The organism is Quyinboa sediminis, assembly GCF_042219855.1.
In the GTDB taxonomy this organism is placed as follows: Bacteria; Bacteroidota; Bacteroidia; order Bacteroidales; family UBA5342; genus JBHJHP01.
On sequence record NZ_JBHJHP010000001.1, the window covers coordinates 387419 to 402630 of the forward strand.

Genomic DNA, 15212 nt, shown 5'->3' on the forward strand with positions numbered 1-15212 from the left:
TAAAAGTAAGGTTTTCGTGCGTTTATCTGTTCTTTTGGTTTCCTGTTCTTATCCTCGTTTGCGAAGGTGGTGTGCTTGTGAATCATTTTTTAATGCATAAGAGGAATTTCCTGAACAATCATACAAAATTTATATGAATTTTTATTTCTGAACTGAATCATATCTACAGAAAATTAGCTGACTGTAGGATTAGGTAAGGCCAAAATGATCATTATTGGTTATGGATTGTTATGCTAGAGAATAATATTTTACACTATGACAAAAGTTATATCTATTATAATTGGTAGCGTGAGACCCGGAAATTATACATCCAAGGTTGTTAAAGTGCTTGTTGATGAGATACGAAAAACAAAGGATCTTACAGTAAACATAATTAATCCGGTGGATTATCAACTGCCCTTTCCGGGGATCAGTAGTCATTCTGAAGATGTGAGTCGTCTGCGACATCTGGTTGCTGATTCTACCGGCGTAATACTGGCTACACCTGAGTATCACGGATCATTCAGCAGTGTGATTAAACTGATTATAGAAAATCTTGGCTATCCATCCGTGTTATCGGGAAAACCCATTGCCCTGCTTGGGGTGGCCAGTGGTGAAATTGGGGCTGTTAAATCACTGGAAAGCTTACGGGGAGTCTGTTCCCACGTAGGAGGAATTATTTTGCCGGGGCCGGTTTCTGTGGCACATGTAAAAGAAAAATTTGATAGTAAGGGTAATTGTACAGATCTTAAAACTGAAACAAGATTACGTAAACTGGTTCAGGCCATGGATGCTTATTTTAATGATGCCATTTGCCCAAAATTTTATATGGAAGAGATGGTAAGAGACCAGGAAAACTTAATTGTTTGACTATGATGAAGATGATAAGGCTGGAAGAAGCAGCCCTGTTGATTTCGGTGTATGTCATTTCTCTTTTGCTGGGTTTCAATTGGTGGCTATTCTGGGTTTTTCTTCTGATACCTGATGTGAGTATGCTGGGATATCTCTCAGGACCACGTCCCGGTGCATTCATTTATAATCTGTTTCATCACCGTGCCATAGCCTTAATTATTGCCTTTGCCGGTTATTTTACCGGGCTTACCTGGCTGCTGTTTATTGGCATTATTCTGTTCGGCCATAGTACAATGGATCGGATATTTGGGTATGGTTTGAAATACAGTGATGATTTCAAACATACACATCAGGGCTGGATAGGTCAGGAAAAAGTAGGGAAGGGGTTGTAAATTTTGCAGACAAATACTATAACATGTTATTATTGTTCACTATTATCCGGTAAATGTACTAAACGAAGTATTAAACTCTTTTATAAAAAAGTCTTCAGTAACGCAGGCATGAATGCCGGGATTACTTTTGGCTGAATGTCAGATTATATGCTGAATAAAGAGCTGCATCTATGATATTTTCAGGTAAAATTCTGAGATCAAAAGTTGTCCAGCCCTGTAATCCGTATTTGTTTGCAACCGGATAAATAGCATCAGGGTTCAGTTGACAAAATGCGTGCTGTTCTTCCGGCGATAGCCTTATATTACTACTCTGAGAATTATCATCTACGGATGCAAAAATACGTTTACCTTCCACTTTAAAAGCTGTTCTTTCAAAATGCGGCTGTTGTACAGTTCCCGGAAAAGATATGGCCAGTTCTGAAAATCTGTCTGTTGTGATCATCGTCTAAATTACAAAAAAATATATTTCAATGTCAAATTTTCATTTTTGAAAAGTTCATGTAAGTCATTTTGACATAGACAGTTAAAAAGTATAAATTGATGTATGATACCTGATTTTTTGAAAAAAACTGACATCCAGATATTTACAATAAATAAAGTGATTTCTATATGTTTGGGATGTAAGTAGTGGCATATCCTTTGATTAATTAGTATCGAAATTAAAACATAAGTCTAACTAAAAAATGGAGGATTTAATTATGTCACTGTTAAGAAAATCATCTGATAACTATCAGAACAACATGTTTCCATCCTTTCCTTCATTACTGGACAGATTTTTTGAAGGAGATCTGATGGACTGGAACAATTTCAATTACGCTGGTATGAATTCAACCCTGCCGGCAGTAAATGTTAAAGAAACCGATAACGACTTCACGATTGAAGTTGCAGCACCAGGGATGAAAAAAGACGATTTCAAAGTAGACTATGACAATGGACGTTTGATAATTTCATCTGAAAAAGAGTTTAAAAACGAAGAAAAAGAAGGTGAGAAAATCACCCGAAGGGAATTCAGTTATCAGTCATTCCAGCGTAGTTTCAGTGTATCTGAAAAAGTGGTGGATGCTGAAAGGATTGCCGCAAAGTACGAAGATGGAATTTTGCATATCAGTATTCCCAAAAGGGAAGAAGTAAAACCAAAACCGGCAAAAACCATCAAAATATCATAATATTTTAAACCCGGGCAGGACGAAGTGCCTGCCCGATTTTTTTATCTATAATGAAGGGAAATTTTAATGCACTCATTAATTCAGATGTACCTGTATTAATTGATTTTTTTGCAGAGTGGTGTGGCCCGTGTAAAGTTCAGTCACCTATCCTGGCTCAGTTTGCTCGCGAAATGGAAGAAAAGGTAAAGGTGATTAAAATTGATGTGGATAAAAACCAGGAGATCGCAGCACGTTTTCAGATTCGTGGGGTACCAACCCTGGCTCTCTTTAAAAACGGACAGAGTCTTTGGCGTCAGTCAGGTGTTGTGGATAAAAATCAACTAAGCGCTATTGTATCGCAATATATATGATTCTTTGGGGTGATTTAGTTAATTATCTATAAACGATATCATTATTTGAATTTACCGGAGACATCTCAGGTTTATTAGTCGTATATTTAAACGTAAGATCGTTTTCCCATCCTGAGTTATGTTGCACCATCACGCTGCATACTTCCTCTTACCATGAATTCGATATTTAAATTTAAAACGTTAGTTATGGCTAATAACATGTATAAAAAAAATCAGCCCACAGCTGTTTCTCCTGATATCAATAACCTCAAGGAAGTAATCATCGATTTTAAAACCAGAATTTATATCGATAAGGATGCTGATGCTGAGGAAGCAAAAGAACGTTATCTTTCCCGTCTTGAAAGAAGAAAAAAGTAGGGAACAGCGTACGAAGAAATAGCTTTATTATTGGTTTTGGCTAAAACTGTTTTCTCAAAATGAATACTTTCGCATAAAAAATATGCCTGCTATTGCATCTGATTTATGTACCCAATGTATGAAGTGTGTGAAGGATTGTCCTTCAGACGCCATTGAAATAGGCCATTGGCACATTAATGATTCCTGTATTCATTGTGGCCACTGTGTGGCGGTTTGCCCTGAACAGGCTGTAAAGCCCGAGTTTGGTGATGTGTTGCCAGTGATGAATTCAGGTATTGATCCCTTGATATACCGTAATTTTACTGCAGACTTACGAAGTTGCAGATCTTATAAAGACAAAGCTGTACCTTCAGATTTGTTGGATGATATGATTACAAATATGAGCCGTTATCCTTCTGCCAGTAATAAAAGAACGGTTCAGGTAACAGCTGTAATGGACAGAAGGAGAATTCAGGAACTGAACGACCTTACGGCTAAAACGCTGTTAAAGGCAATAGGACTTCTGACACACCCAATAATCTCACCCTTCGTAAATCTGATTTCTCCTCAGTACGGCTTAAAAAGTCTGGAAGCATACAAGCAAAAGTATGCCAAAAGACAGGAAATCAATACATCCCAAATCTGTCATGGTGCGCCATTGGTATTACTTTTTCATGGCCCTGCAGGTAAATACAGTCTTGCCAAAGACGATGCTTTAATCTGGGCAACATACACAACGCATTACGCTCACTCAGCCGGTCTTGGGAGTTGCTTCATCGGGTTTATTGTGAAAGCCATGGAACGTAGTAAAGGAATGAGAACAGCTTTTGGAATTCCGGATACACATCAGGTATTTGCAGCTCTGACAGTGGGTTACCCGAAGACAAAATATCTTAATGAAGTATCCAGAAAACCTCCGGAATACAACATAATCTGATTATTTTTTAACGTTTACTTGCTTTTTACAAATAAACCATTTTAATTTGTAGTGTATTAATATACTAATACACCAAAACGATAGAACATGATAAAAATTGATCAGCTCACATTTGCTTACCGTAAACAGCCGGCTTTATACAATCAGCTTACCCTTGATATTCAGGGAGGAAGTATTGTAGGCCTGCTAGGGAAAAACGGTGCCGGCAAGACGACGCTATTAAAGCTCATTGCCGGATTGTTACAAACACAAGATAAAGGTAGCATCGAGACTTTAGGTTTTAAGCCCGGATGCAGAAACCCTGAATTGCTGCGGGATATTTTCTTTATTCCGGAAGAGTTTGAATTACCTTCAGTATCCATGAAGGATTATGTCAATGGCATTCGTGGGTTTTATCCCGGATTTGATTCAGATAAAATGGACAGAATACTGTCAGATTTTGAACTGGATCCGGGGCGGAAGCTTAACAAGCTCTCTTATGGACAGAAAAAGAAATTTCTGATCGCAGTGACTTTGTCCTGTGGCAGCAAGCTTTTAATCCTTGATGAACCTACCAATGGCCTGGATATTCCTTCAAAGGCCGTATTCAGAAAAGTGATTTCCGGTGCGTTAACTGAAGATCAGCTGGTACTGATATCTACGCATCAGGTTAAGGATATTGAGACCATAATTGACAAGGTGATCATTGTGGATCAGGGCACTATTATACTGAGCCACAGCATCTATGATATTACAGAAAAGTTTTCTTTTAAATCGGTAACAGATCCGGATAAGTATCAACCACTGTATCAGGAGGCGGTTCCTGGTGGATATAAGATTGTCACACCACGAAACGGTGATGAGACCGACCTGGATATTGAGATTTTATTTAATGCAGCCACCAAAGGCATCAGTTTCGACTAAAAAAGCTTATGATTATGAATAGTATACAATCCATTTTTAGTATCAAACGTTTCGGTTTACTCATCAAACGCGAAGTGATCATGAAACGGTCTTTTCTATTAATCGCCTCTGCAGGATTATTTATTGCCATTACAGCGGTGACCCTTTTCATCCTTGGAGTTGATCGCAATTACAGAAGCTGGGATATTAATAAACAGTCTGCTCTTTTTCTGGCTCTTTTTGCAATCTGTGGAATTGTGTTTTCCGGAACAGCTTTTCCTGCATTCAGAAATTCGAAAAAGACCATGGATTATCTGCTGGTACCAAATTCAATGACCGAAAAATATTTATTTGAAGTTTTGTTCAGGATTTTAATCTATATCCTTGTATTTCCGGTACTGTTTTGGCTGGCCGCCAATTTTGCAGGAGCCATATTTAACAGCTTTACAACTACTCATTATGAGTTGGGATATAACCTTTGGACGCCATTCAAAATGATCCATAAGGAAGTGCACTTTACACAAGGAGAGGTTACTATCTATGCCATGGTATTGTTTTTAATTTCCATTCCGTTTACCGGATCTGCTTTCTTTTCAAAAGCTCCGTTGTTTAAGACCATCATTTTTCTTGCAGTGCTTATTGGTACCTACTGGTTATATGGCTGGATCCTGGATGAAATATTTGGTTTTACACATGCACATGGTTTTGATCCTGATATAACAAAAGAAACCGGGATGAATATAGTTACGTCTGTTTTGGTTTTTTCAACTCTTGTTTTACATGCATCTGCATTTTTCAGGTTAAAGGAGAAGGAGGTTTAATATGGAATTTAAAAATACCAAAAGTATCTTTCAGCAAATTGGTGATACCATTTGTGAGAAGATTCTGAATGAAGTATTCCATCCCGGAGATCGATTACCTTCGGTAAGGGAGATGGGAGCTGACATCGGGGTTAATCCCAATACCGTAATGCGAACCTATACTGAACTTCAGAACGATAATATTATCAGTAATAAAAGAGGCATCGGCTTTTTTATCAATGACGATGCCGTGAAGATAATCCTGAATAACAGGAAGAAAGAATTTTTTGAGCAGGAGCTACCTGAATTTATAAAAAAGGTTGATCTGCTGAATCTTTCAAAGGAGGAGATGGAGCCCATAATTATTAACCTGCAAAAATGTATAAAACAATGAAAACAAGTAAAATAATTCTATTCTCTTATATAAGTCTTCTGGCACTGATTTTTCTGGGTTTTGTAATATATCTTACTCAATTTGATCACGAAACCAGGCACAGGGAACAGATGAATTATAAAACCATATCTGAGGAACTACCGTCATTCAAATATATTTCTGTTGATGGAGAATCCATAAAAATTAAGGGTGGTGATAAATCAGAATTAAGCGTTATGGTTAAGCCTGATACAATAATTGCAAAACTAAACTACAATTGTGAAAATGACACCTTGTATATCAGTCACTCAGATTTGAATAATAATCTCACCATTCACATTAAAGAACCCTCTACGGTTAATGTAATCTCCAACAGAAGTCGGATATGGATCACAAACCTTAATGCGGACACATTAAATTACAAAGGGTTAAACGGTAGTGAAATAAATGGATTCAACGACACTAAAATACAGGTTGTCAATGCTGCTCTGTCAGAATCACGGTTCCATGCTTATAACGGATCGTTTGACCAAATGCGTCTGGATGCGGACAGAAGTAATGTGAATGTCAGGTGTATGATGTCGGAAATAACAGGACAGATTAAGGATAATTCCGAGGTTCGGTTCAATAATGCCGACATCTTAAACATGAAAAAAGATAAAAGCAGCCGGTTTTACTGTTATCCGTAAAATACCTTTTCCAAAGCTTTAAGCTTTGGAAAATTTGAATAACATAAAAAAGCGGAAGAGGAGAGTTGTACTTTCCTGCTTCCGCTTAGTTCTGAAAAGCTATTTTGAAACTAATTCAACAAATTCCTGACGATAGCCGTGTGGATCAAACGATTTGGCATTTTTAGCCAGATCGATCAGCATCTGTTGATTCACTATACCTTTGTAGTCAGATTCTTTCATCAGCAGTCCGAATCCGGCTACAACTGATACAAACCGCATATTTTCAGATGCGGAGCCAATATTTACCGGTTCTGAGGTGACCTCATGTGAGATCAACCGGCTTTGTTCCTCATCCGGTTTTTTATATCTGAAGTCAAACTGAGCATAGGTTCCATCGGTATGTTGTGGGTTCATCACAATTTCATAGAGTGCCGTTATGGTTTGTGTTGAACCAATCTCACCGGCATCGGTTGAATCATTTTTAAAATCTTCATCATCCATCTGCCTGTTTTCATAACCTATAAGTCTGTAGCTTTCAATTTTGTCCGGATTAAATGTAAGCTGTATGCGGGCATCCTTAGCCACAGTATAGAATTTTGCAAGTTCATAGGTAAACACCTTTTTTATCTGGTTGGCATTATCTATATATTCATAATTCCCGTTGCCCTTATTGGCTACCTGTTCCATCATGTAATCGTTCAGATTTCCTGTTCCAACTCCCAAAACAGTAAGATATACACCACTCTCACGTTCTTCCTCAATCAATTCAACAAGGTCTTCAGTAGAGTAGGGACCAACATTAAAATCGCCATCTGTACCAAGAATTACCCGGTTGTTTCCGCCCTCAATAAAGTTTTCTTCTGCAATGACATAGGCTGTTTTAATGCCTTCAGCACCGGCAGTAGAGCCACCTGCACCCAGTTTATCTATGGCTTTTTTAATCTTGCTTTTTTCTGATCCTGAGGTTGACTGGAGCAACACACCGGCCTGACCGGCATAGGTTACAATAGCTATTCTGTCATTTTGACCGAGGTTATCCACCATGGTTTTAAACCCGGCTTTGAGAGTCTCAAGTTTGTCGTCATAACTCATGGATCCGGATACATCAATCAAAAATACATAATTGGAAGGTGGTAATTCATTAACGGGAATGCTCTTTCCTTTCATGCCGAGTCGTAAAAGGTAATGTTCACTGTTCCATGGACAGGTAGATAATTCTGAATTCAGGGACACATTCTCACCATCTGTTGGCTCAGGATAATCGAATGTAAAATAATTGATGTATTCTTCAATTCTTACGGATGCAGCAGGTGGATTTTGTCCGGAATTAATAAAACGACGCATATTGGCATATGACCCGCCATCGGCATCAACCGAAAATGTGGAAACAGGATCGTCAGTTACATTTACAAACGGATTTTCTCCGTAATCTTTATACTGTTCATTTCCCGGGATACCCTGCAAATCAGAATATGCATAAAAGCCGGTTTCATAATCCCCGGTACTGCAGGAGCTGATGATTAGAATAAGAATTGTAAAGAAAAGAAGGTTTAAGTAAAGTTTCATGGTTACATATTTTTATTTATTAGACATGTAACAGAGGAAGCTTACTTAAAAATGGTTGCATTTAATGTGCCAGTCCGTTTTTTATTTAAACAGGAATGAATCTTTACCAATAAATTTTGTGAATATAATTTGATGATTGAGACTGAAACTTAATGATATAAATGTCGTGGTCATGCAATGGAATGACAGTTGTACCTTTTGCAATCTCTGTTTCCAGCTTTTTCTGCCCGTCAAGCTTGAAAACAGTTATAATACCCTCATGATCCGTTTCAATTTGGATACCGTTTTCTCCTGCCCAGATCCAGGTTTTAGGAGGCGATACCTGTATTACTTTTGTATATTCATCAGATATCTTACCAACACCGGAATATGATTTCACAATAGCAGGGACATCGGTAGTTTGAGTTAATACTCCTGCATAATCATAGAGGTCTGAAGGCAGGAAAATGCAGGCACGCACAAACTCTTCACTGCTGCTCAGAGGATCAGATTTTGCACCGTTAATATTTGAAATCCCTTCCGGAAGTCTGCTACAATTTTCAAATATATTGTTAACCAGCAGGCCCTGACCGTTTTCTGAAAGTTTTCCGAATACCGGCTTTTTTGAGTCTTTAAAGTAATTGTTTTCGATGTAACAGTTGGTATTGATGCGCAGATCCAGACCATCACCTTCACAATCCTCCATAAAATTGTTAAAATAATGATGTTGCCCGAACCGCAAAAGAGGAAGCCTTGATCCGTAGATTCTATAGAAATAGTTGTGGTGAAAGGTTATGGTCCGGTTATAATCATCGCTGCTGCCTTTCCCTGACAACATAGCCTTGGAGTGATCATGAAAATAGCACCACGAAATAGTCAAGTTTTGTACATTGTTCTTATTGTCCAACAAACCGTCGTACCGGTCTTTGTTATCAATGTTCTCATTATAAAACTCACAATGGTCAATCCAGATGTGCTGGCTGATGCGTTCCGCTTCAGGAATACTTTCTGCATCAGCCTGAATACCGATACAGTCTGGATCTCCGATTGTGGTGACACCGTCCGTATCCAGAATCTTATATTCACCGTCGCGTGTTGCAGGAACATCTTTCATCGTGAACCGGATGTTATGGATGATGATGTTTGACTGGCATTGAACCACCAGTCCGATACGGTTGAAAAAGGCCTGATCACCGATGCCTATGAGTGTTTTGTTGGATCCTACCCGTAAAACAGCTCCAAAAGTTGTTGCTATGGCACCTGGTGTATCACTGCTTACGATACTTCCATCTGCATCCACCCACGTATCAACACCGGTATTAAATTCTTTGGTAATTCGAATAATATAAGGTATTGATGTCGCTTCAACATACTGCTTTAATTCGGTAAATGTGGTTGGCGTTATAATCTGACCACCCTCTCCACCGGTTGTTCCACCGTTGAGCGTAGCAAAACCGATCATGCTGAAGTCCGGTGTCTGACTTTGGTTCAAGGCCGAAATCAAAAAAAGAGATATGATTAAAATCGTCTTAAGCGCTTTTTCTTTCATTATTATATTCGTTAGCGGGCTATAAAATTAACAATAAATGCATACCTGCAAGCACGAAAGCATTTCTTATCTCTTTAAATCAGTGAGACTGTAATTTCAGAAACGAAGTGAAATGAAATTACAAAGTCGAACCGATCCCGAGCTTTTGTCGAGGGATCTATGATCTATGGGTTTTATTTCCCGCCGCTTGGGACGATTAAACGAATAATTCTTTATTGTTACCCCGTCTGCTATGCCGCGGGGGCCCTCATTTATGCTTATCTTGGCCGTATTTCACGTCGCATAAACATGTAATAGGAGATGAGAAAACAGATGAGGGTAAGCGCAATCAGTCCGGTAAGTTGAGGCCAGACCACCATTAAACTTTGTCCCAGAGGTAAAGGGCCCGGGATGGCGCCCTGTATCTGTCCCTGGGTTAAGGGGCCCAGACTGCGCACCGAAGGTACCAAAAGAGTAGAGGTGATCTCACTGAACAGTTCATTTGGCATAATTTGCGTAAGTCCGTATTTCAGTGTTTCATATCTGAAGATTGTTCTGGGCAAAGCGTATCTTGATGGTTGTATTCCCTTTAAAACCAGATTCAACAGAAGCGGATAAAATACGGTGAAAAATAACCATACTGCGATGCCTGACAATGCAGATGTGGCCGCTTGCTTAAATCTAACGGAAAACAGAATAGACAGGTTCAGCCAAAAGGAAACATAAATAACGCTTATAAGCGTATAAACCATTATTCTCAGAAATTCTTCAGGTGTGGGAGGTATTCCCAGTGCTAACAGCCCGGTTCCTATAACCAGGAAACTAAGCGAGAAAAACATGATGGCAATCACTACAGTGCCTGCAATAAATTTTGAATTCAAAACATAATCGCGTGGTACAGGTTGAGCCAGAATCCTGCTTAAAGTTCCCCTGTTTTGCTCTGAATTAATAGCGTCGAAACCAATGCTGATTCCCAACAAAGGCCCCAGAAAACTGACAAAAACAAAAAATGAGGGAAGGGTTCCGTCTGACTGTGTAAACAACTTTAGAAAAAAGAACGCATCATTTGAAGCACTTTTTTTTACCACCTCGGCAAAACCTGAAAGTGATACATAAAGAGAGCCCAGGCAGGTGAGAGAAATAATTATCAGAAGTATAATAAACCTCCAGCTTCTTACATGATCCGAAATTTCTTTCCGTACCATGTTCCAAAACGTGGAGGATAGCGGATTTTCAATCATTCCTGTAGATGAGAATAAATTTTTAAATGAGGTTAAATCTGATGCCGGATTTTGTTGTATTGTACTGAATTTCATGCTTGAAAAATTATAAATTCAACTAAATCTGCTTAAAATGCTAACTGTATTCATATAGTTGCCTCTGCACCCTGAAAATAGCGTTCATAAATGTCATCAAGACCCAGGACTTTTTTATTCAGGCTAAGCAGTCCTGCTCCGCTATTGATGACAAATCTGGACACTTCTGCAGCAACATCCTTTTGTGCTCGAATATTGAAGTGGTTATGATCAAACCTTACCTCAGATATATTCTCAATATTTTTCAGCCCCTTGAGCAGCAACTCTTTTTGAGTGTTGTCAGAAATATCTACATCGCCTTCAATAAAGGTGTTTTCTTTAGTGAAAAGCTGAGAAGAAAGGCTTTGTATATCACCTTCTGCCAGAAGATTTCCCTTAACAAATATGCCCACACGGTCGCACACTTTTTGTATCTGATACAGATGATGTGAGGAAAGCAAAACGGTCATCTTTTCTTTTCTGCTCAGTTCCACGATCATCTCCAGAAATTCTTTTACTCCCGAGGGATCAATTCCCAGGGTTGGTTCATCCAGAATGATAACCTCCGGGTCTTTGATCAGCACATCTGCAAAACCGAGGCGCTGCCGCATTCCACGGGAATACTTTCCGGTCTTTTTCTTCTTTTCCTGCCCAAGACCGACCTTCTCCATCAAAAGGTTAGCCTTTTCTTCAGCTTCGTATTTTGACAGCCCATTAAGGCGTGCAGTATATATGAGATTCTCCAGTCCGCTGTAGTCATCATAAAAACCTACATCTTCCGGAAGATAACCCACTTTTTTCTTCACCTGAATTGGTTGCTTTACCGGGTTGATCCCACACACGCTGATTTGGCCAGAATAAGGTTCGGTAAGGCCCATCAGCATTAAGATTGTAGTGGATTTACCTGCACCATTGGGACCAAGCAGTCCGAATATTTCACCTTTGGCAATATTCAGGCTCAGATGATTAACAGCACTATACTCGCCATATTTTTTCGTTAGGTCTGAAATTTCAATGATGTGATCCATAATCACCTCCTTCCATATTTTCTGAACAGCATAAATATGGCTGCAACAACGGCCAGAATGATCAGAATGCCTAACCATCCCCATAACATCGGGGTTTTTACCATAAACCGGAAAGTTGCTTCCGACGAGACTTCCCTGGTTCTTGCAGAAAATTTGACGGCGTAATCGCCCGGAATGGATTTGTCATACGCTTTGACTATCGCTACAACATTCGAATTTCCTCCTGCAACAACGGCAGTTAATGTGTCCGGCTCAAACTTAACATCCCAGTTCTGTGGTTTCGATGCACTGAAGATCACATTTTTTAATGTGCTTGTTCCTGTGTTGATAACCGTTAATTCTATCCGTTTTTCCTTTCCTGCAGTCAATTCATCACTCAGCCTGCCGGTTGGTGTTGACAGGTTCATGTTGTATGATCCGGTTATAACAACCTCAAGATCAAGTGCTGCTGAAGTACTTTTATTGGATGCTTTAACTGGTATTTTGTAAGTTCCTTCCCGGACATTGTAAGGCGGGTTTATCTCCACAGAAACGTTGGAAGTGCTTTTGGGATCAACCTCTACAGCCGTAGCCTGTTTGTAATTTGGTTTGAAAATTACATTCCAGCCTTCCGGTGGAGAAGCGTGGAAAGAGTATTCCTGTTTTTCGCCTGTGAGATTTCGTAGTTTCGTAGTAAAGTTGAATTTGGATTTTGCGTGACCCTGCATATTAATCTGATTCGTAGTGAATTCGGTTTTATATGTTCCCTGGGTGGAGACATTGATCTGCAGGTGTAATACATCGTAGCTTTTAGCAACTACACTTATTTTATAGGCACCCTTATTAACTTTTTGCGGTATTTCCACCTTAAGCATTACGGTTCTTGTCTGACCCGGTAACAATGAAAGTTCCTGCAGATTGAAACCGCCACCTTTAAGGCTGTAGGTCCAGCTTTTAGGAATACCCGTCACGTAAAGCGGAATATTCTGAGTTTCGCCCGTACTGTTTTTTACATCGATGGTGTAGTCAACTGACTCGCCCGGTGGAACAGAAATTCTGACAAAAGGAGTATGTAATTCAACTCCGGCAGCAAAGATGGATGTGTTTGGTAATGTCAACAAGGTAAAGGTAAGAAGGGAAATCAGAACGAAATGATGCGTATGATTTTTCATAAAGAACCCTCCATATTTATAAACATAATAATATGGTCTGCAAATTTAAATGCATGTTTTAAAATAAGAAACGATAATAACAGCTTAAAGCCTTTGGTGCAAGGTGACCTGACAATTATTTTTCAATAAATCAAGGCTTTATAAGCTACTGTTAAATATATTAAATTCACAAAGCTTAACGTATTTCAGGTTCTTTAAGAATTACGGACTTGTACTGGTGAGATGACACCTATTTTCATTTGGATTCAGCGATAGAATACAAAAGTTTCATGTGATCTATATCGTAAATTATGAGGGTTCAAAATGGCTCTTATATTTGGAAATGCAGTTTGGTTAACCTTATTTGTCTTTCCATGCCAACGTTCTTCGTTACATCGTTAAACAGAAGATCAAGTGTGTAACTGGATGTGATTTCATTAAACCGCATTTTTAATGATGATAAAGGTTGGACCCAGTATGCGGTTTTATTTTTTACATTGAACACCATTGTGAAAATATGGAAATATTAATAATAAAGGCCTAAAACCAAACATATTGCAACGTATTCTGTTTTTAAAATAAACAACAGCTAAGTTTTAACAGATTTAAAATATGATTATGAATCGTACTATTATTTATTCATCCATGATTGGTTTAATGTTATTAATGACCAATTGTATGGATGCAAAAAATACAGGAAAAACACCCGGATCAACGGTTACTGCGGATCCCGATAATGCGGAGTTAAAACTTCCGGAGGGTTTTTCAGCACTTAAAGTAGCAGACAACACGGGACGTGCCAGGCACATTGCCGTTACGAACAAGGGAGAGGTATACATTAAACTGAACAGGCCCGTAGACGGTAAAGGTATCCTGCTTTTAACTGATGAGGATGGAGATGGACGGAGTGATAAACAGGCAGGATTTGGCGATTATGGTGGAACGGGAATTTATTTGAATAACGATTATCTCTATGCGAGTTCCAACAGCACAGTTTACCGCTACAAACTGGATAATATGCAGCATGTGCTGAATCCGGATCAACCTGAAATAGTAGTCAGCGGACTAATTGACCGACGTCAGCATAACTCAAAATCATTTACACTGGATAATGACGGTTATATTTATATCAACATTGGAGCTTACTCCAACGCATGTCAGGAAAGGGATCGTACTAAAGGCTCACCAGGAATTGATCCATGCCCTATCCTGGAGCAGGCAGGTGGTATATGGCGGTTTAAAGCTGATGCTATCGATCAAACTTATGAAGATGGAATTCGATTTGCGACCGGTTTGCGTAATGTCGTAGGCCTGGACTGGAACAGGCAGGCTGATCAGTTGTTTGTTATGATGCATGGAAGAGATCAGTTACATGATTTGTATCCTGAATTATACACTTCCCAGGAATCGGCTGATTTACCTTCAGAAGCTATGTATGCCCTTAATGAAGGAGATGATTGCGGTTGGCCCTATATGTATTACGATCAGATAAAACACAAAAAAATGCTGGCCCCGGAATATGGTGGTGACGGCAAAACAGAGTACGACGGGCCGGCAATTGATCCGGTACTGGCTTTCCCCGGACACCTTGCACCAAATGCATTATTATTCTATACCGGAACCATGTTCCCGGAAAAATACCGGGAAGGAGCCTTCGTAGCATTTCACGGCTCCTGGAACAGGGCTCCTGAGTTGCAGGAAGGATTTTATGTTGCATTTGCGCCTTTTAAGGATGGTAAGCCGACCGGAGAATGGGAGATTTTTGCTGATAATTTTGCCGGAATGCAAAATGTTGTATCTCCAGGTGATGCCAAACATCGTCCATGCGGTCTGGCACAGGGGCCTGACGGATCGTTATTTGTGTCTGATGATGCCCATGGTACCATTTACAGGATTATGTATAAGTAGCCCTTAAAAGGAAAAGTACGGATTAAACAAAAGAATTCTT

General features: G+C 39.3%; 17 protein-coding genes. 11 read left to right on the forward strand and 6 right to left on the reverse strand.

All coding sequences use genetic code 11. The features are described from left to right. Nucleotides 1-255: 255 nt before the first annotated feature. Entirely contained in the window at nt 256-849 is a 594-nt protein-coding gene (locus ACE1EF_RS01635; RefSeq protein ID WP_375718860.1) for an NADPH-dependent FMN reductase, read from the forward strand. Between the two features lie 2 nt (nt 850-851). Then, nucleotides 852-1223 carry a DUF4260 domain-containing protein gene (locus tag ACE1EF_RS01640; RefSeq protein WP_375718861.1) on the forward strand — a complete coding sequence of 124 codons (372 nt, stop codon included), beginning with the start codon at nt 852-854 and terminating at the stop codon, nt 1221-1223. 121 nt (nt 1224-1344) lie between these two features. Here ACE1EF_RS01640 and ACE1EF_RS01645 read toward each other — a convergent pair whose 3' ends face one another. Beyond that, complete coding sequence (locus ACE1EF_RS01645) at nt 1345-1665, reverse strand: MmcQ/YjbR family DNA-binding protein (RefSeq protein WP_375718862.1); 321 nt, start codon at nt 1663-1665, stop codon at nt 1345-1347. Between the two features lie 241 nt (nt 1666-1906). On the opposite strand from ACE1EF_RS01645, the gene ACE1EF_RS01650 reads away from it, so the two are divergent. The 8 genes from ACE1EF_RS01650 to ACE1EF_RS01685 all read left to right on the forward strand — a co-directional run bounded on the left by ACE1EF_RS01650 (nt 1907) and on the right by ACE1EF_RS01685 (nt 6756). Then, on the forward strand, nt 1907-2389 hold the full coding sequence (locus ACE1EF_RS01650; protein WP_375718863.1) for an Hsp20/alpha crystallin family protein: 483 nt from the start codon (nt 1907-1909) through the stop codon (nt 2387-2389). Between the two features lie 50 nt (nt 2390-2439). After that, on the forward strand, nt 2440-2739 hold the full coding sequence (gene trxA, locus ACE1EF_RS01655) for a thioredoxin (protein WP_375718864.1): 300 nt from the start codon (nt 2440-2442) through the stop codon (nt 2737-2739). A 186-nt stretch (nt 2740-2925) separates the two neighbouring features. After that, a complete protein-coding gene (locus tag ACE1EF_RS01660) occupies nt 2926-3096 on the forward strand; it encodes a hypothetical protein (RefSeq protein WP_375718865.1) in 171 nt (56 codons plus the stop codon). An 82-nt stretch (nt 3097-3178) separates the two neighbouring features. Continuing rightward, nucleotides 3179-4012, forward strand: coding sequence for a nitroreductase family protein (locus ACE1EF_RS01665; protein WP_375718866.1), 834 nt, complete (start codon nt 3179-3181; stop codon nt 4010-4012). An 87-nt stretch (nt 4013-4099) separates the two neighbouring features. Then, complete coding sequence (locus ACE1EF_RS01670; RefSeq protein ID WP_375718867.1) at nt 4100-4915, forward strand: ABC transporter ATP-binding protein; 816 nt, start codon at nt 4100-4102, stop codon at nt 4913-4915. 14 nt (nt 4916-4929) lie between these two features. Next, nucleotides 4930-5715, forward strand: coding sequence for a hypothetical protein (locus ACE1EF_RS01675; RefSeq protein WP_375718868.1), 786 nt, complete (start codon nt 4930-4932; stop codon nt 5713-5715). Between the two features lies 1 nt (nt 5716). Continuing rightward, nucleotides 5717-6088 carry a GntR family transcriptional regulator gene (locus ACE1EF_RS01680; RefSeq protein ID WP_375718869.1) on the forward strand — a complete coding sequence of 124 codons (372 nt, stop codon included), beginning with the start codon at nt 5717-5719 and terminating at the stop codon, nt 6086-6088. After that, complete coding sequence (locus ACE1EF_RS01685) at nt 6085-6756, forward strand: hypothetical protein (protein WP_375718870.1); 672 nt, start codon at nt 6085-6087, stop codon at nt 6754-6756. The genes ACE1EF_RS01680 and ACE1EF_RS01685 overlap by 4 nt, the downstream gene beginning before the upstream one ends. Nucleotides 6757-6855: 99 nt before the next feature. On the opposite strand, the gene ACE1EF_RS01690 is transcribed toward ACE1EF_RS01685, so the two are convergent. The 5 genes from ACE1EF_RS01690 to ACE1EF_RS01710 form a co-directional block, all read right to left on the reverse strand. Further along, nucleotides 6856-8304, reverse strand: coding sequence for a vWA domain-containing protein (locus ACE1EF_RS01690; protein WP_375718871.1), 1449 nt, complete (start codon nt 8302-8304; stop codon nt 6856-6858). A 103-nt stretch (nt 8305-8407) separates the two neighbouring features. Beyond that, a complete protein-coding gene (locus ACE1EF_RS01695; RefSeq protein WP_375718872.1) occupies nt 8408-9832 on the reverse strand; it encodes a pectate lyase family protein in 1425 nt (474 codons plus the stop codon). Nucleotides 9833-10089: 257 nt separating this feature from the next. Then, on the reverse strand, nt 10090-11127 hold the full coding sequence (locus tag ACE1EF_RS01700) for an ABC transporter permease (RefSeq protein ID WP_375718873.1): 1038 nt from the start codon (nt 11125-11127) through the stop codon (nt 10090-10092). Between the two features lie 50 nt (nt 11128-11177). After that, on the reverse strand, nt 11178-12134 hold the full coding sequence (locus ACE1EF_RS01705) for an ABC transporter ATP-binding protein (RefSeq protein ID WP_375718874.1): 957 nt from the start codon (nt 12132-12134) through the stop codon (nt 11178-11180). Between the two features lie 2 nt (nt 12135-12136). Further along, nucleotides 12137-13285 (reverse strand): COG1470 family protein, encoded by a 1149-nt coding sequence (locus tag ACE1EF_RS01710; RefSeq protein WP_375718875.1) that lies wholly within the window; start codon nt 13283-13285, stop codon nt 12137-12139. A 597-nt stretch (nt 13286-13882) separates the two neighbouring features. Between ACE1EF_RS01710 and ACE1EF_RS01715 the strand changes: the two genes are divergently transcribed. Then, on the forward strand, nt 13883-15172 hold the full coding sequence (locus ACE1EF_RS01715) for a PQQ-dependent sugar dehydrogenase (RefSeq protein ID WP_375718876.1): 1290 nt from the start codon (nt 13883-13885) through the stop codon (nt 15170-15172). Nucleotides 15173-15212: the final 40 nt, after the last annotated feature.

Bases quoted from the DNA above. Each gene is read 5' to 3' on its own strand.
- ACE1EF_RS01695 (WP_375718872.1), bottom strand. From the start codon at position 9,832: ATGAAAGAAAAAGCGCTTAAGACGATTTTAATCATATCTCTTTTTTTG.
- ACE1EF_RS01640 (WP_375718861.1), top strand. From the start codon at position 852: ATGATGAAGATGATAAGGCTGGAAGAAGCAGCCCTGTTGATTTCGGTG.
- ACE1EF_RS01680 (WP_375718869.1), top strand. From the start codon at position 5,717: ATGGAATTTAAAAATACCAAAAGTATCTTTCAGCAAATTGGTGATACC.
- ACE1EF_RS01715 (WP_375718876.1), top strand. From the start codon at position 13,883: ATGAATCGTACTATTATTTATTCATCCATGATTGGTTTAATGTTATTA.
- ACE1EF_RS01660 (WP_375718865.1), top strand. From the start codon at position 2,926: ATGGCTAATAACATGTATAAAAAAAATCAGCCCACAGCTGTTTCTCCT.
- ACE1EF_RS01635 (WP_375718860.1), top strand. From the start codon at position 256: ATGACAAAAGTTATATCTATTATAATTGGTAGCGTGAGACCCGGAAAT.
- ACE1EF_RS01700 (WP_375718873.1), bottom strand. From the start codon at position 11,127: ATGAAATTCAGTACAATACAACAAAATCCGGCATCAGATTTAACCTCA.
- ACE1EF_RS01645 (WP_375718862.1), bottom strand. From the start codon at position 1,665: ATGATCACAACAGACAGATTTTCAGAACTGGCCATATCTTTTCCGGGA.
- ACE1EF_RS01710 (WP_375718875.1), bottom strand. From the start codon at position 13,285: ATGAAAAATCATACGCATCATTTCGTTCTGATTTCCCTTCTTACCTTT.
- ACE1EF_RS01650 (WP_375718863.1), top strand. From the start codon at position 1,907: ATGGAGGATTTAATTATGTCACTGTTAAGAAAATCATCTGATAACTAT.
- trxA (WP_375718864.1), top strand. From the start codon at position 2,440: ATGAAGGGAAATTTTAATGCACTCATTAATTCAGATGTACCTGTATTA.
- ACE1EF_RS01670 (WP_375718867.1), top strand. From the start codon at position 4,100: ATGATAAAAATTGATCAGCTCACATTTGCTTACCGTAAACAGCCGGCT.
- ACE1EF_RS01665 (WP_375718866.1), top strand. From the start codon at position 3,179: ATGCCTGCTATTGCATCTGATTTATGTACCCAATGTATGAAGTGTGTG.
- ACE1EF_RS01705 (WP_375718874.1), bottom strand. From the start codon at position 12,134: ATGGATCACATCATTGAAATTTCAGACCTAACGAAAAAATATGGCGAG.
- ACE1EF_RS01690 (WP_375718871.1), bottom strand. From the start codon at position 8,304: ATGAAACTTTACTTAAACCTTCTTTTCTTTACAATTCTTATTCTAATC.
- ACE1EF_RS01675 (WP_375718868.1), top strand. From the start codon at position 4,930: ATGAATAGTATACAATCCATTTTTAGTATCAAACGTTTCGGTTTACTC.
- ACE1EF_RS01685 (WP_375718870.1), top strand. From the start codon at position 6,085: ATGAAAACAAGTAAAATAATTCTATTCTCTTATATAAGTCTTCTGGCA.